The sequence below is a fragment of the Streptomyces sp. NPDC059917 genome (assembly GCF_042730635.1).
Classification (GTDB): domain Bacteria; phylum Actinomycetota; class Actinomycetes; order Streptomycetales; family Streptomycetaceae; genus Streptomyces.
The window spans coordinates 37,104-62,597 of record NZ_JBHWLC010000051.1 but is presented as its reverse complement, the minus strand read 5'-3'; the positions used below and the strand labels follow the sequence as shown (position 1 = coordinate 62,597).

Genomic DNA, 25,494 nt, shown 5'->3' with positions numbered 1-25,494 from the left:
AGGCAATTCCGGCTCCGCCTCAGAACCGGCCCCGTTACGCGGACAGCCAATGGACAGCCAACCCGCACCCGGGATAGTCCCCGCAATGAAGGATGCGGTGTTGCGGCAGGAGCGATAACTTGAACACGTTCAGGGCGCATGCACGTACCGATCGTGGGGGCTTTCAGTGAGTACACCAGCGGGACACCTTCCCAGAAGCAGCACATGGGCGTCGCTCGCCCTCGCCATCGCCTGCGCTCCGGTGGTATTCGTCGCCTGCTCAGCCTTCGCCATGGAGCACCTCGGAGACCCCACAGGGGTCCCGTGCAAGGAAGCAACAGCGTTCGCGATGGCCGAGCTGCCGGAACGGGCTACGGACGCGAAGTGCGAAAGCGACGGCGTGCTGGACCGCTCCTACAGAGGCACCTGGCAGATGCCACGGGCTGACCTCGACGCCTGGGTGAATCGGTACTTCCCCGACCGCGAGCCCCCGGCGGCCACGGGGATACCTTCGTCCTGCAAAGCAGACCTCTGCGTGGCAGTGCACCGGGACCCCATGGCCGCAACCACAAAAGGCGCCTACACCATCGGCCTGGCAGCCGACTTCGAACCAGACGGAACCGCACACATCCGCTACTCATCCAGCACCTACTGACGATGGGGCTGGGGTCGTAGACCATTCCCAGGGGTGCCCGCCGGTCCCACTGCCTGCTCGATGGTGACTCACCCTCGCGCGTGGGGCCGCATCGCTCCGGCGACGAACGGGCTTGCGGTGGCCGTGGGCGGGTACTGGTAGCCGACGTCGTCGAATCCGGTGCCGACGGTGATGCTGGAGATGCTCGCTCTTCTCGATGTGCGTTCCGGTCAGCGGGTGCTGGAGGCCGGGACCGGGACCGGGTACAACGCGGCCTGGTTCTCCCACCGCTTGGGTGCGCAGAACGTCACCTCGCTCGACATCGACGGTGGGCTGGTGGCGCAGGCTGGGAAGAACCCGGCCGCCGCGGGGTACGCGCCGTATCTGGCGGTGGGGGATGCCGGGCTGGGGTGGCCCGGGCGGGCTCCCTACGACCGCCTGATCGCCACCTACACCGTTCGCGAGATCCCTTACGCCTGGGTCGAGCAGACCCCGCAGGGGCGGATCGTGGCACCATGGGGCGGCAGCTTCTTCTCCCACTCCTACGCCGTCCTAGACGTCGACGGCGGGCGGGGCGTGGGCCGGTTCACGGGGTGGCCGGCGTTCATGCGGACCCGGACCGGGCGGCCCACCGCGGGTACCTTTCCGACTTCTACCGGCAGCACGACACCGGCACCCCCAGCCGCACCCCCATCAACCCGTGCGCCTTCGCCGAGGATCCGGACGCGCTGTTCTTCGTGGGGCTGGCCCTGGCGGACGCCTAGTACCTGCTCGCGGAAGCCGACGACGGCAGCGGAGAGGCCGCCTTGTGGATCCTCGCCGACGACCGCGCCTCCTGGGCCACCATCGAGTACACGCCCGGGCCCACGGAGTTCGAAGTCGACCCGTTCGGGCCACGAAAGCTGTGGGACGAAGCCGCCACCGCCCACCAGTGGTGGACCCGCCTGGGCTGCCCCAGCCGAGACCAGGCCGGCCTCACCGTCAACCGCGATGGCCAGCACCTCTGGCTCGACGACCCCAGCTCCATCTTGACCCCGCCGTCCCACCTCCGAGCCCGCCGGGAAGGGCGACGGCCCAGGTCCATCAGCAGGTACAGCCCAGCAGTGCGACGGCGGCGGTCACGAGTGCGTCGGCCAGCGTCTGTCGGTCGGTCCCGTGACGGGGCACAGCGTCTCAGCCGCGTTCTGGTCGACCTGCTCCGAGGCGCCGTCAGAGGCGAGCAGCACGAGGCGGACGTCCTTGTGATGTCCGGCTCCGTCGACCACTGCGGCGCACGCCTTGCTGTTGCGCCGCTGCGCCCGGGACATGCCCATCACCACGGTCCCGTGCTCCGCGCTCGCTCGGCGACCTCCACCACCTGCTCATCTCCTTCGTATCGAGGTCACCCGGAACAATTCGTTGACCTGCGGTGACGCAGAATTTCCGAGGAATCGGTTCCCGCCCCAAACAAGATCGCTTCCCGGCTTGCCGGGCATCCGCGGATCGCGCCGCCGGGGGCACCGCGGCTGGCAGCGCCGCGAGCCCCGGCAGGACTTGCGATTACCTGTCGACGGCGTCGGGCAGTCGCTCCCGACGACTCATCCCATGCTCGCCTCCATGTGCCAGGACGTCGCGGACGCGCACGACCGAGGCGAGCTGATGATGGGACGGGCATGGAGGATACGCCGAGGTCTCCCTGGTTTCGGACCAGCTCCATGTTCTGGAAGCAAACGGGCAGAAGATCAATACTCCTGGCGAGGCCGCCAAGGCATTGGAAGGGAGTGTCATGCACTCTGTACACGGGAGGAGACCATCCGAACGAGCGAGCGAATATCATTCCGCACGGGAGTTGCATACCGCCGTGCCGAAGCTGCGAGCAAGTGATGAAAAGACTCGGTATCGCCATTGCAATGACCTCGAACCCCTGTTACAGAGAGTGTAGAAATGAGATCGCCCGCATCGCCGGAAGAAGTGGATTCCTGGCTCCGCAGCCATGGCTGGCATCCGGACCTACACAACCGCGTCGAGGCCGACCGTCTCATCGATGCCAGGGTCAGGGATTCCGCACGTCAGGACTTCCCGATGGCCCCCTGGGGGGCCATGCGGGAATTCGTCAGCCGCTACGCCGGGCTGGAGTTCCCGGCTCCACTGGCGCCCGAGCGCGTGTTCGTCGCGGACCCGACGCTGGGATATGAGGGGGACGCCGAGGACATCACCGAACTATCTGCCGAGGTGGGACGCAAACTGTTCCCCGTCGGCTATGAATTCGGTGAATCCGGAATCGTTCTGATGGACGACCTCGGCCGGTTCTTCTACCTCCACCACACGGGGCCCTACTTCCTCGGCGAGAACGAAGCGCACGCACTCTCCAGCCTGATGCGTGGCGACCAGGACGAAGTGGATGATTACTGTGTCTGACGACATTCCCGGCGTGGCCGCCTCGCTGCTCGTGCAGGGGGCCGTGGTCAGCCACACCAACTTCACTGGTGACGGGGAGCCGCAGCTGCACCCCGCCGTGCAGGAGTTCTTCGATGCGCTCCCGATCGCACAGCGCGAGACGTTCATCGGGTACTGCGCCGAATCGGCACTGGTGTCGGACCAGTTGTACGGTCTCGACGCACAGCGCGGCGACGGGCGGCCCGGCACCCTCGACGAGGCGCTCACGCACTTCGCCGGCGCCGCGATCGTCGCCCGGAAGATCCGCCCCACGGCGATCCCGAGCACGGTACGGAGGCCGAGGTCTGCCGCTCCTGTTCCGCACTGCTCGACCACCTCGGCGTCAACGTCATCCATGACCGGTGACGCGGAGTTCGCTGCCCTGAGCGCCGCGGGATGGCAGCCCGGGCGGGACGCAGGAGACGCGGCCATGCTGGCCGTCCTCAGGACCGTACCGCTCGGCCCGTGGCAGCTCTTCGCCGCCGCGGAGAGCGCCCTGCGCGAATTCCACGGGCTTCGCGTACCGGCCTTCGGGCCCTGCCGGGACGTCGCGCCCACGGGCTGTGTCGTCGACCCGATGGAGGCCCGGCAAGCCTCGCGGCCCTTCAACGGGATCGCCGAAGTCCTCGGTGTGCGGCTGTTCCCCTTCGGGCGCACCGATGCCGACGCCCGGCTCGGCGTCGACGAGCTGGGCCGACTGTTCACCGCGGACCACGGCGGCGCCCGACTGCTCGGTGAAACCGTCCACGACGGGCTCACCGCCCTGGCCGAAGACGGCGCGTCGATCCGGCTGACCGCCCGGCACCGCGTATGGAACCTCGACGACCGCGGTCTCGGTGCGGGGGACCCGATCCGCGCCGGCGCGCGGGCCGTCCTGGTCGCCGTGTACGTCCTGCACGCGCACGGCGCCTTCAGCGCGCGCGAGGTCCGGCTGCCTGTCACCAGTCTGCGCGGGATCGGCGTGCTCGTCCTCGATCAGCTGTTCCCGCTGCGGGCCGGACGGCTCGAGGACGGTGCTGATCAGCTGGCCGCCGACATGGCGGCCGCCGTGGAGGCCACGGGCCTCCGCCCGTAAGGAGCGGAGCTGGTGTTCTCCGTACCGGCCGCGCACCCGCATCGACATCGACGTCTACACCCCCGGGAGTCGTCGACTTCTTTAGCGAGCGGGTCGCCGGTGACGGTGGAGACCATCTTCTGGACGGGCGGGAAGACGAGGTCGCCCGCGTACTCGGCCACCTCCCGCTCGCCCTGGGCCACGCCGCCGCCTACCTCCTAGCCGACCGAGCGCTCCGGCTGGAGGACGTACTGCCGGACTGGGCGGACACCGAGGGCTACCAGCGGCAGGTCACCGCCGCCCTGCTCCTCTCCCTGACCGCGGCCGAACAGGCCGGCCCGGTGGGCGTGGTGCTGCCTCTCGTGCGGCTGCTCGCGCTCCTCGACCCCAGCGGCCACCCCGAAGCCCTCTCGACCACCCCACCCGTCACCGAATTCCTCACCGCGGCCCGGAGCCAAGGCGACAAGGCGGTGACCACGGCGGAGGAGGCGGTCCGCGCTCTGCGGGTCCTGCGCCGGTACGCACTGATCAGCACCGACCCGCACACCCCGCACCGCCAGATCCGGATGCACGCCCGCGCCGCCCGCGCCATCCGCGAAACCACCCCCACCAGCCAACACCCCGACCTCACCACCACTATCGCCGACGCCCTCATCGCGATCTGGCCACCCACCGATCTACCTCGGGAACTCGCACGAACACTGCGGACCAACGCCACCACACTGCTCCAACACGCCGAGAAGTAACTCTGGCAGAACGGCATCCACCCTGTGATCTTCTCTAACGGGCGCAGCCTCAGAGCCGGGGGCCTACACCAGGACGCCCACAACCACTGGGCCTCGCTCACGGAAACGGCTGCCCGAGTACTCGGGCCGGACCACCCCGACACCATCAAAGCCCGCGCCGACCTCGTCACCGCCTTCTACCACCTCGGGCGCCACCACGACGCACTCGCCCTCCTGGAATCCGTCCACGCCGACTCCGAACGCATCCACGGACCCGACCACCCCAACACCCTCAGCGCTCGCGCCAACCTCCCCGCCACCTACCGCAGCCTCGGACGGCACAACGAGGCTGCCCAACTGCGGAACAAGCCAGCTCCGTAGCACTGGTGAGAACACCCTGCAGACCCTCCTCCACAGGGACGTCAGCACCGTGCTGGAGAAGGATGCCTACCTCGCCCTGAAGATGCGGGGGTGGTGCGCAGGGGCGTTTCTCATTCGTTCCTAGCAGCTCCGGTCAGCTCAACCATCCGTAGCCCGCGACAGCGCCGAGGGCGAAGCTCTTCGGCGTTCGGCATGATGGCGGCCAGCCAGGTTTCAGCAGAGGTCTAGAGCCTGTCTCCTTGATGCGTCGTTCTACTGGTCGGCCCCCCTGAATGCTCGCGGCATCGCGCATGAAGCCTGTCCACATGGACACATTCGCGGACCGATTCGACGGCGGGTGCAAATGGCGGGAAGCCGCCATCGAAGAGGCGCCGGAAGGGCGCTGGGTCCGTGACGCTGTGGAACGGCAAGTGATCTAGGATATCGGTGCCGCCACGAACCCTCTCCATGGTGGACGGATGGCCCCGTTCGCCGAGGACTCGTGGCAGGTACGCATCGGGAGGATCGCGAACTGGGCCGGGGTGCTGCGGCTCGCGGCCCGGTCAGGCGGATGGGTGCTCCAACCCGTCGCCGGACGCGTCCCGTCAAACCCTGCTGGCATGACCGAGCTGCTGTCCGGTATCTACGCGGTGGGCGAGCAAGGAGAAATCTGGATGCGCCAGTTCCTGAAGGGTGAGCTGCCACCAGAAGGCGAGATCGCGAAGGCTGAGGGCTTCCTCACCGGCCCGGAATCCGTCGAGGACCTCGAGCTCTTCTTCTACGACTGAAAGGCCGTCGCTTCGTCGTCACCGCCGTGCCCAGATGAGGATGGCGGCGAGGTGGAGCGCAGCCTGGTAGGCGATGGCGAGCTTGTCCGTTCGCATGGCCAGGCCGCGTCACTGCTTCAGCCGGTTGATGCATCGCTCGACCGCGTTACGTTGCCCATTCGCCTCGAAGGCCGATGGACGACCGCCGCGCGGCCTCGCCGTAGACGGTGGCCGATCTGGTCGGAGGGCTGAGGGATGACAGCACGGAATCCACGTCGGCGGAGTTGACTGCGGATCGCGCGGGATGAATACGCGCGGTCCGCCAACACGGCATCGGGCCGGGTCTTCGGTCTGCCGGGCCCGTTTCGCGGGACACGGATGCCGGCCATGACGGTCCCGGAGGCTGGGGTGTCGCCCGGCTAGCCCGCGGTAACGCGGAGGGCCAGGGCTTCGATGAACACGCGGCCTTCCGACCTCGGTCATCCAGGTCCCCAGGCGATATGAGAGAGGTGAGCCGTGCAGTCCCGGCTGGGATGGGCCGAAGAGCTGACGCCGCACGGTACTAACGCAGGACGGGGCAGTTCGCAGCCGCGTACTCGTCTGCGATGGTGAAAACGCTGGCACATCTCGGGCATTCGGCCATGCCGAAGAAATAGGAGATTCCCTCGGCGAGTACGGCTTCCCCATCGCGTACCGAGATCTCGTACATCCATCGGCCAACGGCCGAAAGCTCCTCAGCAGGACAGGGCCGCAGGTCACGCCGGTCAATGTCGCCCAGGTTCCAGTCGCGGATCGCCGTGTAGCGGCCATAGCCGCCAATGGCGATGATCACCTCCGCCGCGCAGTGAGGGCACGGGAGCTCGTAGAAGTCGTCGGCGAAGTCCCCCAGGACATTGACCCAGTGGTATTACTCCCGGACGGCCAACAACGCGCGGAAGGTGACCAGATAGTCGGCCGGCCTCGACTGCAAGTGCTGATCCAGGAGAACTCCGAACTCGGAGATCACTTCTGCGCTGTCAGCCAGCAGATCGTCGCCGTCGTGGTGACTTGCCGCGCGCTCCATGATGTCGCCGGCCAGGTGTCGCGCCTGCGCACTCCCCGCGGCGGGGCGCACCAGCCGGGGCAGGGCCGCAAGGCTGGCCAGCGAAAGCAGGTCATGCTCAAGGACCAGCCGGTATCCCAGCTCGGTCCATGCCTCGGCGTCGTCCTCACGCTCCACCAAAGCCAGAAGCTCGGGTACGCGGTCCACGTCCAAGCGGCAGTCGTACATCTGTGCCCAGTTCACCACCCAGGCATTGAACTGCCCCACGAGCTGTGCGTCGACCCCGACCCCAACGTCACCCCAAAGATGCATCGTCAACATGACGCCTGGCTTCGTGAGGTGTCTGCGGTGAATCCGGCCACCGGCGCGAGTGAGTTGGCTACTCGGGGGCTGTCGCAGCTGGTCGTCGGGCGGCTACGCCCACCTATCTGATCAAGAATTTGTTTGGATCGCTCACGCCGACAGCCGCAGAGTCTGTGGGCCATGCGACGGGCACGCGGACCCATGCGCCTGCCCCCGCTGGGCCGAGCCTCACCCCTACCGAGGAAAGGGGGTCCGAACGTCGGTGGCTTGCCCAGGCCCCCTGAAGAAGTAGCAGCGGTCGGTGCCCAACTCAGGGGCGAACCGCTCGGACGTGGTCGGCTGAGAGGTGGAGTTCGTACGGCAGGCAGCAGTCGGAGCAGAGGGTCGCGACGAGGGTTCCGCAGGCGCACAGCTGGTTCATTCCGCCGTCTGGGGTCGCTCCGCAGCAGGCGGAGGAGGCGTGCTGCAGCTCAAGGCCGCGGGCGTCGTCCGGGTTGATGACGATGTTGCCTCGCGGGCCCTGCGACACCAGGGGTTTCCCCTCCACGTTGAAGTGGCCTCCGTGGCGCGGCATCACCGGCCCGGGCTCTTGGGCGACGACCAAGGGCCCACCGTACGGCTCCGTCTCGATCGCGTAGCAGCCCGACGGCACGGTCGCCGGAGAAGGCCCCGGCTCATCGGCGTCCCACCACGCGTAGTACGGAGCCTCGGGTACTTCGGGCAGCCGTGTGAGCGGTCCCGTCAGCGAGACGCCGCATGTTGCGCACACGAACGCCACCGCTTCGGCCTCTGCGGCCCCGTCGGTGATGTCAACAGGCAGGGCGGCCCGCCGGTATTCCCGCTCGCCGACGCCCGGGTCTCGGTCTCGCTGTTCGTGCATCCGCTGACGGTACGCGGCGAACTGCCGGGCGCGGCATCCGCCCCCGGCGGGACCGGCGCACGACAGCGGTGCGAGTCGAGCGGTCAGGTACTGCCAGAACTCGGCGACATCGTTCTGCTCAGCAGCGGGGTGCTCTCGTGCCCCGGCACCACACGCTCTCACTCCGGACCAACAAGAGCCACCGGGCCTTCCTCAGCACGAGGGCCGACTCCGCCGCCAGGGCAGGAGCCCGGGCGCGGGACTCGTGCGAGGCCGGGCCCGAGGTGGGAGCGGCCTCCGGGAGGGCCAGGGGCGGGGCGGTGACGTCGGGGACGCCGCGGGTCCTGCCGGGCGGCGGTGGCGGTCGGCGGTCGGCGGTCGGCGGTCGGCGGTCGGCGGTCGGCGGTCGGCGGGGCCTATTCGTCAGGCCCTCACCAGCCTGCGGTCAGGGTGGTGGGGCTCGAGAAGGTGGTGTCGTTGCGGCCGGTCCAGCTGCGGAGCTCTCCGGTGCTGTCGTCGCGGGCCGTCAGGTCGGCCCTGCCGTCGCCGGTGAAGTCGGCCGCTGTGGTCTGCGAGAACGGGTTCCATCCGCCGGTGACGGTGACCGGGGCGTTGAAGTAGCCGCCCGCGTTGTGCGTCCACATCTTCAGGTTCCCGGAGCCGTCGCGGGCCACGATGTCCGCCTGGTGGTCGCCGTTGAAGTCGGCTGCCGCGGTCTGCGCGAAGTCCCAGCCGCCGGTCAGGACCACACCGGCACCGAAGGTACCGTCGCCGTGGCCGGCCCAGATCTTCAGGTTTCCGGAGCCGTCGCGGGCGATCAGGTCGGCCTTGCCGTCACCGTCGAAGTCGGCCGCGGCGGTCTGCGTGAAGTTCCAGCCGGCCGTGACGGTGACGGCCGAGCCGAAGCTCCCGTCACCGCGGCCCTTCCAGAGGTTCAGGGTGCCCGAGGCGTCCCGGGCCATCAGGTCGGCCTTGCCGTCGCCGGTGAAGTCGGCAGCCAGGGTCTGGGAGAACGGACGCCAGCCACCGGTCACGTCGACGGACGAGGCGAAGGTGCCGTTGCCTCGGCCGAGCCACATCTTGAGCACGCCCGTGGAGTCCTGGCGCGCGACGAGGTCTTGGGCCCCGTCGCCGTTGAAGTCCGCCGCAGCGGTCTGGGACATGTTCACGCTGGGACCGTCGGCCGCCCGTACCAGGGTGTCGGCGAGAACCTTGGTGCCCGCGTCGCCGAAGTGGAGGTGGTCGTCACCGCCCGACTTGAGCATGCCGGGCAGGAGTTGGGAAGGCATGTCGGGGTCGCGGGTGGCGAGGTCGAAGTCGGTGTGGGCATCGGCCTCCGCCATGGTCCTGATGGCGGCGTTGACCTGCTGGCGGGTGTTCTCCTTGGCGTCGCTGTAGGCCGAGTAGCCGCCGAATGCGGGAATGGTGGCGACGACGACGCGGATGCCGCGGGCCTTCGCCCGCGCGCTGATGCGACGGATCGCGTCCTTCACCAACTCTGCGGACGCGCCGTCGTGGGCGAGGTCGTTGATGCCTTCGTAGAGGACAAGCGTACGGACGTTGCTCTGCGCGAAGACGTCCCGGTCCAACCTGCTCAGAGCGCTCGGGCCGGCGGCGTCCGCGCGGTCGGCCAGCAGCCGGTTCGCGCTGATGCCGGAATTGACGATGCCGACGGTCCCGGAGGTGCCGTTCAGCGCCGCTGCGTAGTGGTCGGGCCAGCGCTGATTGCGGTCCGGGGTGGAGTGCGCCCCGTCGGTCTGGGAGTCGCCCAGGGCGACGACCGTTCCGATGTCCTCGGTCGCGGCGATGTCGACGCCGCTGACCAGGGACCAGTACGAAAGCGTGCCCGGGAAGGCGGTCGCGGCGGTGTCGGTCGTGTGGTCACCTGCCTGGCGGGTGCTGATGAAGGAGGTCGTCAGGGCGTAGTCGTGCGTGGGTGCCCAGGTGACCTGGTCGGGCAGGTAGATGCTGACCAGCAGGTTCTTCCCCGCGGTGACCGGGAAGGTGACGGGGTCGCTGTAGATTTCGCCGCCGGCCGGGAGGGTCGTCGCCTGGCTGCCGCCGAACGTCAGGGAGACGGGCGCCTGGGTCGCGGCCGCGCCGCCCGCCGGTGCCTGGGACGCGACGGTCACGTGGCCGAGTCGGATCGCCTGCGGCGAGAAGGTGTTGGCGAAGCGGATGCGGGCCGAGCCGCCACTGGTGTGCGGATTCACGACCATGCGCAGGGTCTGCTGCGCCCAGCCCGGCTGGGCCAACTGCTGGGCCGAGCCGAATGACGCGCCCCAGCTGCCCGCCCAGAACTTCCCGCCCGGCGCCGCCGGCGTGCTGCGTACGGCGATGTCGAAGACGTGCAGGGCGGGCGCGCCCGCCGTGGCGGCGCTGCCGGTCTTCGGCAGGGTCACCGATGTGACGTCCTTGCGCGGATCGAGTGGCACAGTGGCCGCGTAGAGCCGGGCGGCGGCCGCCTGCTGTCCCGACGGCGTGTTCCGGTGGTCCAGGCTGAGGGCCGCCGTCGCCGTCCCGCCCGCGCTCCAGTCCCCGACCTCCAGGGTCTGCTGTGCCGACGTGCCGTCGCTGTAGGCCACGGTTACGGGCCCGGAGACGGAGCCGGACGTCGCCGACGCGAGGAATCCGAGTGCGTTGCCTGAACCTCGTACCGCGAGGGTCTGGCCCGCCGCCAGCACGTTGTCGGGCTGACCGGGGGCGACATCGGCTCGCGTGTAGGTCGTTCCGCTGACCGTGATGCGTGTACCCCGGCGCCAGCCGGCCTTGTCCAGGTCGGTGGCCGACAGGCTGCGTCCCGCGGTGTCGAAGTCGGCTGCTGCGGGTGCGTCGTCCGGGCTGATCGCCGTGTTGTTGAACGCCTCGCGCACGCTTCCGTACGGAGCGGCGTGCGCGGTGGTGGCGGTCGTCGTGATCAGTCCGCCGGCGGCGAGGGAGAGGATCAGGGGCAGGGCCGTGAACCTCGTCCGGCGGAAGGAACGTCTCGGGAAGGGCATCGGAGCATTCCTCGGGTCGGGGGTGGGGGGCGCCGCCCCGGTGGTGTGGTGTCCGGGCGGCGGTCGGTCGGAGGGTGAGGTGGTTTACCAGCCGCCGGTGAGCTTCGAGGCGGCGTTGAAGGTGGTGTCGCCGCGGCCCGCCCAGATGTTGAGGTTGCCGGTGTTGTCGTCACGGGCGATCAGGTCGGCCTTGCCATTGCCGTCGAAATCCGCCGCCGTGGTCTGCGTGAAGTTCCAGCCACCGGTGACCGTGACGGGGGCGTTGAAGTAGCCGCCCGCGTTGTGCGTCCACATCTTCAGGTTCCCGGCGGCGTCCTTGGCCACGATGTCCGCCTGGCCGTCACCGTTGAAGTCGGCTGCCGCGGTCTGCGTGAAGTCCCAGTTACCGCTCAGCGCCGCGCCGGCGCCGAAGGTGCCGTCGCCACGGCCAGCCCAGATCTTCAGGTTGGCCGCGGAATCCCGGCCGATCAGGTCGGCCTTCCCGTCACCGTCGAAATCCGCGGCGGCCGTCTGCGTGAAGTCCCAGCCGCCCGTCACGTACGCAGCAGCGCCGAAGGTGCCGTCGCCACGCCCCGCCCAGATCTTCAAGTTGGCCGCGGAATCCCGGCCGATCAGGTCGGCCTTCCCGTCACCGTTGAAATCCGCGGCAACGGTCTGGGTGAAGTCCCAGCCACCGGTGACCGTGACCGGGGCGTTGAAGTAGCCGCCCGCGTTGTGCGTCCACATCTTCAGGTTCCCGGCGGCGTCGCGGGCCACGATGTCCGCCTGACCGTCACCGTTGAAGTCCGCAGCCGTCGTCTGCGAGTTGACCGGGCTCGGCAGACCGTCCTCCGGGTAGGGGTCGGCGTGATCGGCGCCGAGACCGGCGGCCGGGCCGCAGTTCGGCCACGCCTTTTCGCCCTGGACCTTCAGGACCTTCTCGGCTATCAGGATCTGCTGCTTCTTCGTGGCGAGGTCGGCACGGGCGGCGTACGTGGTGCCGCCGAAGGCCTGCCAGGTCGCAGAGCTGAACTGGAGCCCTCCGTAGTAGGGCCAACCAGGCTTGTTGTAGCTCCAGTTGTTCGTGCTCTCGCAGTGGGCGACCTTGTCCCAGGTACTGATCGACGCGGCGTGGGACGTGCCCGCCGATGCGGTGAGGACGACGAGGGTGGAGCAGGCCGCGGTGGCGAGGGCGAGGGCACGTCGCCGGAGGGCATGCATGGGAGAGGTCATGACAAAGGTCCTTCGGGACAGATGGTGAGGAGGGACGACGGGGGCGGCGCGCGGGTGCCGGACCGACAGCGCGGTCCGTCCGGCACCCGTCGCGGTGGGCCGGGGTTACCAGCCGCCGGTGAGCTTGCCGCCGGTTCCGAAGGTGGCGTCTCCGCGACCGGCCCAGATGGTGAGGTCGCCGTTGTTGTCGTTACGGGCGATCAGGTCGGCCTTGCCGTTGCCGTCGAAGTCGGCCGCGGTGGTCTGGGAGAACTCCCAACCGGTGGTGACCTCGACGGGAGCGTTGAAGTAGCCGCCCGCGTTGTGCGTCCACATCTTCAGGTTCCCGGCGGCGTCCTTGGCCACGATGTCCGCCTGGCCGTCCCCGTTGAAGTCCGCGGCAACCGTCTGCGTGAAGTTCCAGCCCCCGCTCAGCTGCGCTGCGGATCCGAAGGTTCCGTCACCCCGGCCCGCCCAGATCTTCAGGTTGCCGTCGCCGTCACGGGCGATCAGGTCGACCTTCCCGTTGCCGTCGAAGTCACCGGCCGCGGTCTGGGTGAAGTTCCAGCCTCCCGTGACGTTCACCGCCGCGTTGAAGGTGCCGTCGCCCCGGCCCAGCCACAGCTTCAGGTTTCCGTCGCCGTCCTTCGCGATGATGTCGGCCTTGCCGTCGCCGTTGAAGTCGGCCGCCACGGTCTGCGTGAAGTTCCAGCCACCCGTCACGTCCACCGGAGCGTTGAAGTAGCCGCCCGCGTTGTGGGTCCACATCTTCAACGACGCCGAACCGTCACGGGCGATGATGTCCGCCTGACCGTCACCGTTGAAGTCCGCCGCCGCCGTCTGCGTGAACAGCGGGGACGGGGCGTCGATGACCCGCTTGTAGCGGAGCGCCTTGTAGTCGCCGTTGGGGTGGCCATCGAACTCGGGCGCGTTGATGGGCACTCCGGTGACGTACTTCACGGGGTTCGAGCCGAAGCTGTAGTAGGAGAACTTCGTGTGCGCGGCGTCGTCCCACTTGTCGAAGAGGAAGACGTGGGCGTAGTAACTGTTGAGGATGTCGCCCTGCTTGAGGTCGCTGCGCGGGATCTCGTAGGTGTCCGGGGAACTCCCCAGGGCGCGGGTGTCCAGGCTCGCCGACAGGTGCCAGGCCATCGAGACGTATCCGGAGCAGTCGGTGCGGTAGACGCGCCCGTTCGAGTCGGGATAGTTACGGCCCTGGTCGTACGGGATGCCCTTGTTGAGCCAGTACTTGGCGCGCTCGACGATCTCCTGTCGGGTGATGGCGCCGCCGACCGAGGACTCCGCGGCGACCGCCGTCACGACGCTCGGTGCGGGCGCCGCCGCCGCCGGCTGCGCAGAGGTGGCCGCCAGCGCCAAGGAGGCCGCCGCGATCGACAGGGCGAGGACACGGCCGCGAGAGGAAGCAGTGGTCATGGGAGTGGGCATGGGCATGGCAAGTCTCCAGATGGCAAGAGGGAAGAAGAGGGGGTGGATCGAGGGAGAGCGGGGACCCGAGCGGCGGGTGCTTCACGCCGCTGGACAAGGTTCCGAGACGTCGGCTGCCGACCAGCGCCGTCGTTGCTGCTGCCCGGTCGTGCGCGGCTGAGGGGCTGCTACTGCCAGCCCGCGTTGTCCTGCACCGCCACCGGCGGAACGGAGCCGGTGGGCGCCGCGGCGGGCGCTCCGGCGCCGGACAGGGGGGCGAGGACGAGGTGCGCGAGGAGCGCGGCGGCCTGGGCGATGCGCATGCGAATCACATGAGTGCTCCGTTGTTGAGAGCTGTCGGCAAGTCGGACTGGTGTCCTGAACCGGTCGTGTCCCGCGGTGGCGCTTTCCGGTCCGAGTGCCGTCCGGATCGCTGTCCGTCGGGCAAGAACCACTTTCGCCGCGGGTAAGGACGGGTGGAAGGGATCCGAGGTGGACGGAAACGGCAGCGGATGCTTACGTCCACCCGCAGCCGGGGGCTGTTCGATGGGGGCGCGAGGACTTCGGCCCGTCCGAGCGGCCAGACCCGGAGGCCGGGTCGGCCGGCGAGCAGCCCTGCGCAGACGCCCTTCACGACCTGCACCCCGGCCAACACCTCCGTCCACTTGGACGTCGCCGCCGGACGGATCCTCCCGTTACCGATTTCACGGCTCCGCAATGGGGCCTCCGGCCTTCGGTCCGGCATGACTTTCCCCCTTGTTGTTGATGATCCGGGGGGGGTGTCACCGGGCCCTGAGGCATCGACGGACCACTGATGAGGGGCTTGAGCACCGGCTTCACCCGAGCCGGAAGAGCTCTCAGTGACGTGGATGTGGCAGCTCGGCGCCGAGGCAAGGCCGAACGAAAGCGTGAGTGGAGGGGCTCGCACGTGATCGACACAAGTGACATCGACGTCTTCCTCGGCCTGGACGTCGGTAAGACCGAACACCACGCCATCGCCGTCACCCCAGCCGGGAAAAGAGCCTTCGGCAAGCCGCTGCCCAACACCGAACCCAAGCTCCGCGAGCTGTTCGCCAAACTGCGGGCCAAGCACGGAACTGTGCTCGTCGTTGTCGACCAGCCAGCCTCGATCGGGGCTCTGCCCCTGGCCCTCGCCCGAGACATGGACTGCGAAGTCGCCTACCTGCCCGGACTGACGTTGTGGCGGATCGCCGATCTCTACCCGGGTGAGGCGAAGACGGATGCGAAGGACGCGTTCATCATCGCGGACGCGGCCCGCGCGATGCCGCACACGCTGCGGGCGATCGACGGCGAGGACGAGACGATCGCCGAGCTGGAAATGCTCGTCGGGTTCGATGACGATCTGGCCGGTGAGGCCACGAGAGTCGCGAATCGGCTGCACGGTCTGCTGACGCAGATCCATCCGTCGCTGGAGCGGGTGCTGGGGCCGCGGCTGCAACATCCGGCCGATCTCACGCTGCTGGAGCGGTTCGGGTCACCGGCCCAGATCCGCAAGGCCTGCAGGCGACGACTGGTCACGTTGTTACGGCCGAAGGCACCGAGGATGGTCGAGCGGTTGGTCGAGGAGATCTTCGCCGCTCTGGACGAGCAGACCGTGGCTGTTCCGGGGAGCGAGGCGGCCGCGCCGATCGTCCCGAGCCTGGCCCAATCTCTGACCGCCGTCCTTGACCGGCACAACTCCTGGCAGGACGGATCGAGGAACTCTTGGCGGCCCCACTTTCGAAGGTCCTGAGGTTGCTGCCGGGAGTCGGCATCAGGACCGGAGCACGGATCCTGATCGAGGTCGGCGACGGCAGCACCTTCCCGACCGCCGGCCACCTCGCCGCCTACGCCGGACTCGCCCCGCCACCCGCAGTTCCGGATCCTCGATCTGCGGCGAACAGCCCTCCCGGCGCGGAAACAAGCAGCTCGAACGGGCCTTCTTCCTCTCCGCGTTCACCGCCCTGGGCGACCCTGCCTCCCGCGCCTACTACGACAAGGAGATCGCCCAGGGCAAGCACCGCACCCAGGCCCTGCTCTGCCTCGCGAACGCCGGGCCGACGTCCTCTTCGCGATGCTCCGCGACGGAACCTTCTACGAACCCCAACCCATCCGAGCGACTTGAGGCCCGCTTGCCCTCCCTCCAAGCCCATGGTCAGCTACAGCCATGGGGGACGAGAATTCCGAGCACTTGACACTCATCCGTCGCTGGCTCGCGGGCGAAACCGTCAACAGCACCGTCGGCATCAAGGTCGTCAGTGGCCCCTTCCACGGACGGACCAAAATCGTCGAGCTCGACCAGTCTTCGTGGCGACCTCGGACTGCACCTGGCGGCGGCTTCCGCCGGTGCCACCGCGTCATCCTCGACGAACTCGGCGCCCGCGTGGAACTCGACCGGGTTCGCTGTGCGATCGACTCCGTCAGCATGCGGGCTGCAAGAGGGGGCCTCTGACAGGACCGACTCCGGCCGACCGAGGCAAGTCCAGATCGTAAATCCACTTGATCACTGACAGAAATGGGCTGCCGCTCTCGCTGGGCATTTCCGGCGCGAACATGCACGACAGTCAAGGTCTCGAACCGCTCGTGGGAGGCTTCCCGCCGATCCGCTCACGCCGCGGCCCACGACGGCGACGGCGCGCCAAACTGCACGCGGACAAGGGATACGACTACGGCCGTCGGCGCCGCTGGCTCCGCAAACGCGGCATCCGACACCGCATTGCCCGCCGGGGCGGCAGGTCTGCGCAGTGGCTCGGCCGCCACAGATGGGTCGCCTAGAGGACCGTCTCGTGGCTTGCCGGCTGCCGACGGCTCTCCAGCCTCGACGCGCGCAAGGCAGAGCACTTCCTCGCCTTAGCCGGCATAGCCGCAGCCCTCACCTGTCACCGCAGACTCGTCCGTGTGGACGGGCAGGAGCAGTCAGCGTGAGGCCCCGACACTGGCAACCCAGACACCGAAGGGCATGATCTCCTGCTCGGTCCCGCTCTTCACCGAGACGCCCCGCACGTCGTCCAGATACGGGCAGGCGACGGAGCCCGGCTCGCTGTCGGCGAGAAAGCCCTCGACGACCGGACCGAGGTCGTCGGAAGCCACATAGCTACCGCTGAACGGCAACGCATCCGGGGGCACAGAGCCTGTCGAGCACCGAAGCCACCCGGCCTGTTCGTCGTGCCACACGTAGAACGTCGCAACGCCGGGAAAGCCCAGATCTCGAATGCGTTCCCGGATGGCAGCAGCAACCCGCTCGAAGGCGGCCACCACCGCGGCGACGGACAACGAACTCCTGTCCTCGTCCGCCGTACTCAGTGACCAGGTGTTGGTCTCCCACTCCACCCGCCGGTCAGCCGGCTCCAAGACCAGCGGCTCGGCCGCCACTTCAGCAATCCACGTCAAAAGCACCACATCAGTATCCTGCGCAGCCCAGCCCGAGCACCACCAAAAGAAGCGATGTCCAAGGCCGCACCCCCGGCGCCACGGACCGCGCAGCCCGCCTGACGCCCGCGTCCCTGAGGTCGCCGCCGAACGCCCCATCTATAAAGCCCGCACCGATGTACCGGATCGGCGTCAGCCAGAAGGCGTCACGGCGCTGCGCTTCACGCTACACATGCCCGGTCTCAACCCGTGCCCACCGCAGTCGTAACGGCGGCACGCGCACTCCTGCACCGAGCCGACGTACGGCACCGCGTGCCGGATCACTCCGGCCGCCGCCCCCTCGGCGGCGCCCGGAGGCAGGCCTGCATGGCCACTGCACCCTGGCCACGCCCTCCGGCGGGCCCGGGAGCTCGCAGCCGTCGACCAGGACTGGAACCTGCGCGAGAACGGCTGGACGATGGGCTGGCAGCAGCACTACGCCTACCTCTCCCGACTCCTCGCCGACGGCGCACGGCGCGCCGAACTCGTGCCCGGGGTCACCCATCACGGTCAGGACGGCGGCCGCGGGCCCGCCACCCAGCGCCGGGACTTCAGCAGGTTGAATGCCGAGCAGCAGCGCAGGCTCGGCGAGCTCGACGTGAAGAGGTCGCGCCGGCACGAAAGGCCATCACGAAGGCCACCACCACATCCGGGCCGGGCAAGAGCGGCAGGGCGTTCGGGCAGGGGCCTGCGACGCTTGCGCAGTACATCGCGCGGGAAGACCAGCTCCAGGGGCACGGCGTCGTCCAGGTCCTGCACGACCGGAGCCAGCACCACACCGGGATCTGGCTCGGGGACACCGAAGCCCAGCGCGACCGCCCCTACGCCGGACGTCTCGCAGCCCCGGCTGAAACTCGGCGTGGAGTGGGCCAGCCGTTGGCCGCAAGCTCCAGCTCCAGCTCCAGCCGACGAAGTGCCCGCTGGCCGGGTGCTGGTGCTCGTTCCCTCGTTGGACCCACTGTCGTACGGCCACGCCGCTGGCACGTACCTGCTCGGGCTCTGGATGCCCGGCCCGCGCACGCCCCATCGGCACCCACTCGCCCGTTCGGCCGGCTTACTCGAACGCTTCCGCCGCCCCCTGCAGACGCTCCCGGAGCAGGGTGGCGCGTGACGGTCGGAGGCGAGGCCGATTACTCGCGACCCACGCCACGAATGTCCTACTGGACGGTCGGGACAGAGGATGTCTTCAAGGAAGCCTTGCCCGTTCGGCGCGGTGTTGCTCCGAAATCGCGCCATTGAATGGGTAGCCGCTACGGATTGACGTGTCACATGTCATAAACCCATCCTCTGGGTGGCTCGTCAGGAGCTCCGCCTCTGGTACCCCTCGATCTCAGATCGTGCGGTTTTGCATGCCCACGGCTTCCTTACCCCGGAGCCGCAGTCACCACCGCACCGCCGGGAGTGTCGCCACAGCGACCCCGTTCCGGTATCCCGCCGCGAGCACGTCCCCGCCCAATTCCCTTCGGAGGTACTCCGTGTCATCAGCGTTATCCACGCCCACCCGCACCGCCTTGGCGGCAGTCGTCATAGGGGCAGCCCTCACCGGTTCCGCCGGGACTGCCGCAGCGCAGGTCTCCCTCTCGCGCTACGTCGCGCTGGGCGACTCGTACGCCTCCGGCGCTGGGGTGCCCGACCAGCTGGACAGAGCGTGCGACCGCTCCAGCCGCAGCTACCCGTCGCTGGTCACTGCCGCTCTGAGCCCCAAGACAAAGGTCGATGTCTCCTGCACGGCCGCCACCACCGCAGACTTGGCCAACACTCAGAGCAGTTCCAACGGACCGCAGTTCGACGCCCTGACCCCCGACACCGACTTGGTCACCCTGACCATCGGCGGCAACGACCTCGGCTTCACCGACCTCATCGGGCGCTGCATCACCCTCGGCCTTTTCGCCCCCCTGGGTTCCCCCTGCAAGGTGAGCTACACCATGAACGGGACCGACCAACTCCCAGCGAAGATTCAGGCGACGGCCAGCAAGATCGCCGCGGTTCTCGACGGCATCCGCCAGCGCTCCCCCCGAGCCGCCGTCCTGGTCACGGGCTATCCCGTGATCGCTCCGGACAACGGCACAAACTGCTTCGCCACCGTCACCATCGCCAAGGGCGACGCCCCCTGGCTCCGCGACACCGCCAAGCGCTTCAACGCCGCGATCGCCGCCCAGGCCGCCGACCACGGCGCCCGCTACGTCGACACCTACACCCCATCCATCGGTCACGACGTATGCGCGCCTTCGGGCACCCGCTGGCTCGAACCCCTGATCGCCAACGGTGCGGCCGCCTTCCACCCCAACGCCGCCGGCCAACAGTCCATGGCCACAGCCGTCATCAACACGACCCGCTGACCCCAAGCACCACACCACACCACACATCAGCAACGGCCACCACGTGGCTTCGCGTCAACCGTCAGGCCCCGATGCGAAGCCACACCTAGGATTGCGGTTCTGGGGCGGGTACCCGGAGACGGACAGGACTTCATGAGCGACTCCGAGGCCGCCGCCTGGCCCCGCTGCAGACCATGCTCTTGGAGCACGCAGCTGCACACGACCTGCGCGCCCTCATGGCCTTCCACCAGAAGGTCGTGGAGGCCCACGTTCCCGGACAAGCTGCCAGCTTGTCGTTTAACCACTGAGCTGGCGTGCGGTCATGGTGACGGTGGGCGTTCTTGTGCCTGCTGATCGGTCGCTTCGGCTTGTGTGAGTCCACGGCGCAGAAGCCCGGCATACTCGCGCATCGTCCGGACTATGGACGAGTCGGCGATTCGCTGCGCGGCGGCTTCGGCCGACTCGGTCCAGGTCCGGAGCACTTCGAGGGGGCGCTGGTGTCCGCAATCCAATTCGGTGCCGGACTGGTCGTAGACGACGGCCTCGTAGCCGATGTTCACGCAGACGCTGACGCCGTGGGCGCGGAAGGAAACGTCGAAGGGCGCCTCGTCAGAGTGCACCCCCTCGGGGGTTTCGGTGGCGACCGTGAACCGCTCCTTGGGTTTCATCCAGTAGTCCTCGCCCCATGGCTCGACCCAGATGCAGAGCGTCTTCGCGGTGTCGTTGTTCAAGCTGATCGTTGGCATTGCCGCAGGGTAGAGCCACTAGGACAACTGTCATAGGTATGTTCGAGATCGTCCAGAACATCGGACGCGCCCTCCGCCCCCGCCACTACGAGACCGTGAAGGGCGCGCGGATCATCGCCCAGGTATTCCTCCAGCCCGGCGAGGACCCTACCCACATGGTCGCCTGCGCCAGTTACAAGCCGCTCGTCCCGGCTGGCGCCAAGTCCACCACCAACGTGATACGGACGGACGGATGGTCGGCACCCACGCTGGGGGCGGAGGTGACCGCGAGGACCGGGACGGCGCCGTTTGCTGCGGCCGAGTCGGCGCTGCTGTACTTCTCCGCACCACGGGATGCGGCCACAATTGCCGCCTCCGCATTCGGGTCTACGGACCCGAGCCGCTGAGGTGGCTGGAGGGCGACCAGTCTCTGCTGCGGTGGTACTCGGAAGAACGGGATCGTCGGCCTGCACACTGTCCCGTACGACGTTGAGGTCGAGATCGCAGTCACCAAGGCGTTCCCACTCGGGCGGTGGGTTCATCAGCAGCGCAAGGCGCTGCGCACCGGAGAGCTGGCGGAGCAGCGCAAGCCCCTACTCGACTTGCCGGAGGCCGGGATGGCCTGGGAGCCCGGTGAGGAAACCGGGGAGGGCACGCTCGCCGTGCGGTGGTCCTACCGGCGGGCCACCGGACACCTCGCGCCGCGGTAGAACGCCGTGGGGCGAGGAGGGTGGCCGGGGGAGAGTTCATGAGCGTCGCGGCCGAGTTGCCGGAACCGTCCGAAGGAGCCATCGAGTCGCTGTCCCAGCTGCAAGAGGTGTTCGGGAACGCGTTGGCGTCGACGGGGCAGACCGTGACCTGGCTGGCGGGAAAGGCCGGGACGGGACGTACGAGCGTAAGCAACACCCTGCATAAGCGGGCCGTGCCGCGCGCGGACCGTGGCGGGCATAGCGCGAGCGTTGCGGCTCGACGTGTCGACGCAGGTTCGGCCGGACTCAACGGCGACCACGGCGGTGCGCAGATCATCCAGCGCGTGGGCGAAGCGCTCGTCGGCAGGTTCGTAGTGGGTGAGGCGGCCGTGGAGCACAGTGATGACGAACCCGCAGTCCCCAGGTACGCCAGGTGGTTGGACAGGCCGGTGCGGGAGACATCGAGGGCGTCGGAGAGGTCCGCGGGGTGGGCGGGGCGTCGCGTAGCGCGAGCCAGGGTGCCCAGCCCGTCACCCGGGCGCCCGGCCAGACCGGCCCGTGCGCGGCCTGCCACTCCCCCTGCGGTCGCCGCGAGGAGAACTCGGTCGGAGGCGAGGCCGAGCCGGTCGTTGTGAAGGTCGGCCTATGGTTCGCCAGCGCCAAAAGCCGACGCGACCCCGGCGGGGCCCTGCGGCGCCGTTGTGGTTCGCTGCTGTGGGGGGAGGCGATTTAGGTACGGAGGGTACGGAAGAAGGCTCTGATGTCGTCGACGAAGAGGTCGGGGACCTCGAACGCGGGGAAGTGTCCGCCTTCGGTGTGCTCTCTGAAGAAGACGCTGCTGTCGTCGCCGGGGCCGAGGACTTTGCGGACCAGCGGGTCGCTGTAGAACAGCGAGGAGGCCATGGGTACGCCGCTGGTGCCGCCCCAGCCAGGGTTGTCGGCGTGGGCGAGCTCCCAGTAGAAGTCGCCGGCCGCGGGGCCGGTCCGGGTGAACCAGTAAAGGCTGGCGGTGATCAGGACGTTCTCGCGGCTGATGGGTGTGGCAGGGTTCGCCCACTGCACGAACTTCTCCGCGATCCACGCCAGTTGCAGGACGGGCGAGTCCGCCAGACCTGCGGCCAGGGCGTTGGGCATGGTCTGGTGCAGCACCTTGTAGCCCTTGAGCTGCCCCCAACTGCGCTGCGCCGCTTCCACACCGGCGAGCTCTTCCGGACTCAGGCCGTTGGGGAGCGGGAGGTCTTCCCCGGCCATGCCGAGCTGCAGGCGGTCGCCGTGGGTGTGTGCGCCGATGATCCGGTCGGGCATCAGCGTCGTCATCCGGCCGGTCACGCCGGCTCCGATGTCGCCGCCCTCCGCGCCGAAGCGCTCGTACCCGAGGCGGGTCATCAGCTCGCCGAAGGCCAGGGCGGTGCGCTCCAGGTTCCAGCCGCGCGCCGAGAGCGGGCTGGAGAAGGTGAAGCCGGGCAGCGAGGGGATGACGACGTGGAACGCGTCGGCCGGGTCCCCGCCGTGTGCGCGTGGATCGCTCAGCGGCCCGCCGGCTTCGAGGAACTCGACGAACGAGGTCGGGTAGCTGTGGTTGAAGAGCAGCGGCGTGGCGTCTGGTTCCGGGGACCGCAAGTGCAGGAAATGGATGGTCTGCCCGTCGATCTCGGTCGTGAACTGCGGGAAGGTGTTGAGCTGGGCCTCGTGGGCCCGCCAGTCGAACCCGTTCGCCCAGTAGTCGGCCAGCTCGTGAAGGTAGTCCGACGGGATGCCGTGATCCCACTCCGATTCGGCGCCCGGCACTGGGTACGGCGACCGGGTACGCGCCAGACGATCATGCAGGTCATCGAGATCGGCTTGCGGGATCTCGATCCGGAAGGGGCTGATGTCAGCGCACATGACGGCCAAGATAGGGGGTGAGCAGGGCGGGGTCAGGGAGCGTGATCGCCCAGGCGGCCGGTATCACGCAAGCGGCCCTAGTCCGCCGGCGTCCGCTGTCGCACGCGCTGGACATCGCGTCCGGGCCGCCCCGGGCCACTGCGGCCCGGGGCGGCGGGGTCGGCTCAGGTCAGGTCAGGGCTTTGCGGACGGCGGCTTCGACCAAGGTGGCGGTGTTGGCGTGGCCGGCGGCGTTGGGGTGGACGATGGTGGCCCGGTTGCCGTCGGAGCACTTCAGGGTGAACTGCGCGGGCGGCTGGCCGACGGCGAGCTCGGTCGGCCAGTACGGGCCGGCCTTGCCGCAGACGCCCTCGACCCACTTCCTGGCACGGGGCTGGCAGGCGTCGTGGCCGACGCTGGAGGTGGCGGTGTCGAGGTAGGTGTAGCCGTAGTCGACGAGTTCCGTGGTGTCCTCGATGATCGCGTTGAGCTCGGTGTTCACCTCTGCCAGCCAGGCGATGTCCCCGTGGGTGGCCGAGAGCCGGGTGCCCTCGACGTCGGCCGCCAGCTCCCTGGTGTCCTGGCGATCACAGGTGGTGGGGTCCGCCGGGGCAATGGTGGGGTAGCCGACTGTGATCACCTTGGCGTTGGGCGCCTTGTCGTGCACGGCCTCCAGCAGGGTGACGTACTCCCGGAAGACCCGCTGGAACTTGTCGCGGATCGACTCGGGGTCGAGGACGAAGTCGCCCCGCTCGTAGGCGTCCCTGCAGGGGGTGGCGTCGTCGTCCTGCCCGGTGCCGAGGAGCAGGCAGTTCGTGAGGATCTTGCCGAAGGGCAGGGTGTTGCCGCCGACGCCGATGGTGACCACATCGGTGCTCTCGCTCAGCTGGGCGCGCTCGATCTGCGCGTCCACGGAGGGCCAGCCGCCCTCGGGGGGCCGCACCGGGCTGATGGGGCTCTGCCGGGCGGAGGCGATCTCGCCGATGGTGGCGCCGCCGCAGCTGACGTCGGTCAACCTCACCGCCCTTCCCGCCGGCGGGACGGACGCGAGCCCGCGCTCGACGAGGTTCGGGTAGGCGCCCGTCGTGCGATCACATCCGTCCCGGTCCGAACTGCCAAGCTCCGGACGGGGGTCGCCGACGAACACGCCGGCCGTGTACGAGTCGCCGAGCGCCACCCACTGCACCGGATCCGCTGCTGATGCCGCCGAGGCCGCGCCACTGGGGACCGCGGTCGCCAGGGCCAACGCGGCGAGCGCGCCCAGCGCGACCCTGCGCGCGAGGGACGTCTTGAGGTGGAACACGTAGCCTCCTGAGAGGGAACCAAACCAAATGGGCTGTAACGCTCCGCACTTAAGCAGTTGCTGGACGTAGCGGTCCATGATCCTGATGATCATTCACTCCACCGTGTCCGGAGCCTTTCCCCAGCCTGTTTCACCCCTGGGCGCCGCCCGGCAGATCACGGCCGGAGCCGCGGGGAGAACACCACGGCCGTGACGGCGCCGCGACAGACCGGGCCGGACCCCTCCTGCTGGTGGATGGCCTTCCCGACCCCATCAAGCAGTCCCCCACGCGCCGGACGAAAGCCCGAGGTATCGCCCCGGCCATCAGGACGCGACGTCTCCGTCACGGGCTAGCACGGCCAAAACAGCCGAGCGGCCGGGGACCGCGGCGACGGTGCGATCCCGGATATACCCGAGGAGAGAGGGGCAAGCCCATCGAACGCGCCTGCCTCATGCGCAACATCAACCGCCACGGTGACGACACCCAAGGCGCCGACGACGGGGGCGGCGAAGGTGGCAGCGGCTCCGCTGGTGGGGCGGGCGCCGGTAGCACGGGCTGAAACGCCAACGCCGCAGGCTGCACTCACGCGGCCGGTGGTGCCGGAAAGTGACGATCACCTGGCAAGGCCCGTAGCCCCCATCATGTCCGGGGCGCCGCAAATCCTTACTGAGCGCGCCGTAGTCGGCCGGGATGGTCGACTACGGCGCGCTCAGATCCCCGCCTCGTTCGCAGACGGGTGGGTCAGACGGTGCGGCCGAAGTACGCGGCGAGTCGGTCGGCTGCCGGGGCGCCGTCAGCGGCGGGCTCGGAAGGGCCGAACATGCCGGTGGCGGCGCGGATCTCGTCGGGGAAGTTGCCGTACCAGCCGGCGAGGGCGGCTTGGACGGCGTCGGGGTCGCCGGTGCGGTCCTGGCCGGTGGCGGTGGCCACGTCCCAGCCGTGCAGGACGACCTCCAGGAGGTGGAGGTCCACGATCCGCGGACCCGTGCCGCCGCCGGGCAGCGGCATCTGCCGCTCCAGCGCGCCCTCGGTCTGCCACGCGGCGAGTACTTCCCTGGCGCCGCGGGCGTACACGTCACCGGGCTGCTCGTAGCCGATCTGGTCGCGGGCGAAGAGGGAGAAGTCGGGGCCGCCGCCTTGGGCGAGGGTGACGTAGTAGGGGTTGCCGGCGACCAGGTGGTTGACCAGGGCCCGCACGTCGAAGTCCTCGCACGGGGTGGGCCTGCCGTACTGGTCGGGCGTGACCTTGCCGAGCAGTCCGGCGGTGTGGTTCAGGGCCTTTTCCAGCAGCACGATCTCGGACACGATTGCGCCTTTCCTCACGGGGTTGTCGGGAGCCGGGCGGCCACACGGCCCCAGGGCTCGCCAGTCGGCTCCAGCACCCGTTCGTAGAGGGGGAAACCGCACCAGCAACTTCAGAGTGCACGGACTTGCGGACACCTTCTGTCCGCAAAG

At 68.9% G+C, this 25,494-nt stretch carries 22 protein-coding genes and 5 pseudogenes; 12 read left to right on the top strand and 15 right to left on the bottom strand.

Going from position 1 to position 25,494, the window contains the following annotated elements; all coding sequences use genetic code 11:
* Positions 1-328 precede the first annotated feature (328 nt).
* The 3 genes and pseudogenes from ACFWAR_RS26535 (at position 329) to ACFWAR_RS26525 (ending at position 1,377) form a co-directional block, all read left to right on the top strand.
* Entirely contained in the window at positions 329-634 is a 306-nt protein-coding gene (locus tag ACFWAR_RS26535) for a hypothetical protein (RefSeq protein ID WP_385781913.1), read from the top strand.
* A 171-nt stretch (positions 635-805) separates the two neighbouring features.
* Positions 806-1,123 (top strand): annotated as a pseudogene (locus tag ACFWAR_RS26530) (methyltransferase domain-containing protein); the annotation flags it as partial.
* Between the two features lie 83 nt (positions 1,124-1,206).
* On the top strand, positions 1,207-1,377 hold the full coding sequence (locus ACFWAR_RS26525) for a hypothetical protein (protein WP_385781919.1): 171 nt from the start codon (positions 1,207-1,209) through the stop codon (positions 1,375-1,377).
* A gap of 354 nt (positions 1,378-1,731) precedes the next feature.
* On the opposite strand, the gene ACFWAR_RS26520 is transcribed toward ACFWAR_RS26525, so the two are convergent.
* Complete coding sequence (locus ACFWAR_RS26520; RefSeq protein WP_385781910.1) at positions 1,732-1,926, bottom strand: hypothetical protein; 195 nt, start codon at positions 1,924-1,926, stop codon at positions 1,732-1,734.
* 610 nt (positions 1,927-2,536) lie between these two features.
* Here ACFWAR_RS26520 and ACFWAR_RS26515 point away from each other — a divergent pair.
* The 5 genes from ACFWAR_RS26515 (at position 2,537) to ACFWAR_RS26495 (ending at position 5,955) form a co-directional block, all read left to right on the top strand.
* Complete coding sequence (locus ACFWAR_RS26515) at positions 2,537-3,010, top strand: SUKH-3 domain-containing protein (RefSeq protein WP_385781908.1); 474 nt, start codon at positions 2,537-2,539, stop codon at positions 3,008-3,010.
* Positions 2,994-4,103, top strand: coding sequence for an SUKH-3 domain-containing protein (locus ACFWAR_RS26510; protein WP_385781905.1), 1,110 nt, complete (start codon positions 2,994-2,996; stop codon positions 4,101-4,103). Before ACFWAR_RS26515 ends, ACFWAR_RS26510 begins: the two co-directional genes overlap by 17 nt.
* 329 nt (positions 4,104-4,432) lie before the next feature.
* Positions 4,433-4,828, top strand: a complete 396-nt coding sequence (locus tag ACFWAR_RS26505; protein WP_385781903.1) for a hypothetical protein — start codon at positions 4,433-4,435, stop codon at positions 4,826-4,828.
* A gap of 24 nt (positions 4,829-4,852) precedes the next feature.
* A complete protein-coding gene (locus ACFWAR_RS26500; protein ID WP_385781900.1) occupies positions 4,853-5,188 on the top strand; it encodes a tetratricopeptide repeat protein in 336 nt (111 codons plus the stop codon).
* Positions 5,189-5,787: 599 nt separating this feature from the next.
* Positions 5,788-5,955, top strand: a complete 168-nt coding sequence (locus ACFWAR_RS26495; protein WP_385781897.1) for a hypothetical protein — start codon at positions 5,788-5,790, stop codon at positions 5,953-5,955.
* A gap of 18 nt (positions 5,956-5,973) precedes the next feature.
* Here the strand turns inward: ACFWAR_RS26495 and ACFWAR_RS26490 are convergent.
* The 8 genes and pseudogenes from ACFWAR_RS26490 to ACFWAR_RS26455 form a co-directional block, all read right to left on the bottom strand.
* Positions 5,974-6,347 (bottom strand): annotated as a pseudogene (locus tag ACFWAR_RS26490) (transposase); the annotation flags it as partial.
* 149 nt (positions 6,348-6,496) lie between these two features.
* Entirely contained in the window at positions 6,497-6,766 is a 270-nt protein-coding gene (locus ACFWAR_RS26485; RefSeq protein WP_385781894.1) for a hypothetical protein, read from the bottom strand.
* A 75-nt stretch (positions 6,767-6,841) separates the two neighbouring features.
* Positions 6,842-7,297 carry a hypothetical protein gene (locus tag ACFWAR_RS26480; protein ID WP_385781891.1) on the bottom strand — a complete coding sequence of 152 codons (456 nt, stop codon included), beginning with the start codon at positions 7,295-7,297 and terminating at the stop codon, positions 6,842-6,844.
* A gap of 292 nt (positions 7,298-7,589) precedes the next feature.
* Positions 7,590-8,159, bottom strand: coding sequence for a hypothetical protein (locus ACFWAR_RS26475; protein WP_385781889.1), 570 nt, complete (start codon positions 8,157-8,159; stop codon positions 7,590-7,592).
* 410 nt (positions 8,160-8,569) lie between these two features.
* Entirely contained in the window at positions 8,570-11,137 is a 2,568-nt protein-coding gene (locus ACFWAR_RS26470; RefSeq protein ID WP_385781886.1) for an FG-GAP-like repeat-containing protein, read from the bottom strand.
* Between the two features lie 84 nt (positions 11,138-11,221).
* Positions 11,222-12,349 (bottom strand): FG-GAP-like repeat-containing protein, encoded by a 1,128-nt coding sequence (locus tag ACFWAR_RS26465; protein ID WP_385781883.1) that lies wholly within the window; start codon positions 12,347-12,349, stop codon positions 11,222-11,224.
* Between the two features lie 105 nt (positions 12,350-12,454).
* Entirely contained in the window at positions 12,455-13,762 is a 1,308-nt protein-coding gene (locus tag ACFWAR_RS26460; RefSeq protein WP_385781880.1) for an FG-GAP-like repeat-containing protein, read from the bottom strand.
* A 179-nt stretch (positions 13,763-13,941) separates the two neighbouring features.
* Positions 13,942-14,076, bottom strand: coding sequence for a hypothetical protein (locus tag ACFWAR_RS26455; RefSeq protein ID WP_385781877.1), 135 nt, complete (start codon positions 14,074-14,076; stop codon positions 13,942-13,944).
* Positions 14,077-14,681: 605 nt separating this feature from the next.
* On the opposite strand from ACFWAR_RS26455, the pseudogene ACFWAR_RS26450 reads away from it, so the two are divergent.
* Both ACFWAR_RS26450 and ACFWAR_RS26445 read left to right on the top strand, forming a co-directional pair.
* Positions 14,682-15,878: pseudogene (locus ACFWAR_RS26450) on the top strand (IS110 family transposase).
* Between the two features lie 225 nt (positions 15,879-16,103).
* Positions 16,104-16,678: pseudogene (locus ACFWAR_RS26445) on the top strand (IS5 family transposase); the annotation flags it as partial.
* Here the strand turns inward: ACFWAR_RS26445 and ACFWAR_RS26440 are convergent.
* Positions 16,670-17,152 (bottom strand): hypothetical protein, encoded by a 483-nt coding sequence (locus ACFWAR_RS26440; protein ID WP_385781874.1) that lies wholly within the window; start codon positions 17,150-17,152, stop codon positions 16,670-16,672. The pseudogene ACFWAR_RS26445 and the gene ACFWAR_RS26440 sit on opposite strands and share 9 nt — an antisense overlap.
* 1,484 nt (positions 17,153-18,636) lie before the next feature.
* Here ACFWAR_RS26440 and ACFWAR_RS26435 point away from each other — a divergent pair.
* The gene (locus ACFWAR_RS26435) at positions 18,637-19,500 is read left to right on the top strand and encodes an SGNH/GDSL hydrolase family protein (protein WP_385781871.1); all 864 of its coding nucleotides are present in this window, start codon (positions 18,637-18,639) and stop codon (positions 19,498-19,500) included.
* Between the two features lie 299 nt (positions 19,501-19,799).
* On the opposite strand, the gene ACFWAR_RS26430 is transcribed toward ACFWAR_RS26435, so the two are convergent.
* Entirely contained in the window at positions 19,800-20,225 is a 426-nt protein-coding gene (locus ACFWAR_RS26430; protein WP_385781869.1) for a hypothetical protein, read from the bottom strand.
* A gap of 38 nt (positions 20,226-20,263) precedes the next feature.
* On the opposite strand from ACFWAR_RS26430, the gene ACFWAR_RS26425 reads away from it, so the two are divergent.
* On the top strand, positions 20,264-20,611 hold the full coding sequence (locus ACFWAR_RS26425; RefSeq protein WP_385781867.1) for a hypothetical protein: 348 nt from the start codon (positions 20,264-20,266) through the stop codon (positions 20,609-20,611).
* Between the two features lie 554 nt (positions 20,612-21,165).
* On the opposite strand, the pseudogene ACFWAR_RS26420 reads toward ACFWAR_RS26425, so the two are convergent.
* The 4 genes and pseudogenes from ACFWAR_RS26420 to ACFWAR_RS26405 all read right to left on the bottom strand — a co-directional run.
* A pseudogene (locus ACFWAR_RS26420) lies at positions 21,166-21,389 on the bottom strand (winged helix-turn-helix domain-containing protein); the annotation flags it as partial.
* A 233-nt stretch (positions 21,390-21,622) separates the two neighbouring features.
* On the bottom strand, positions 21,623-22,777 hold the full coding sequence (locus ACFWAR_RS26415) for an epoxide hydrolase family protein (protein ID WP_385781865.1): 1,155 nt from the start codon (positions 22,775-22,777) through the stop codon (positions 21,623-21,625).
* Between the two features lie 169 nt (positions 22,778-22,946).
* Positions 22,947-24,059, bottom strand: a complete 1,113-nt coding sequence (locus tag ACFWAR_RS26410; RefSeq protein ID WP_385781862.1) for an SGNH/GDSL hydrolase family protein — start codon at positions 24,057-24,059, stop codon at positions 22,947-22,949.
* Between the two features lie 721 nt (positions 24,060-24,780).
* Positions 24,781-25,344, bottom strand: a complete 564-nt coding sequence (locus tag ACFWAR_RS26405; protein ID WP_385781860.1) for a TIGR03086 family metal-binding protein — start codon at positions 25,342-25,344, stop codon at positions 24,781-24,783.
* Between the last annotated feature and the right edge of the window lie 150 nt (positions 25,345-25,494).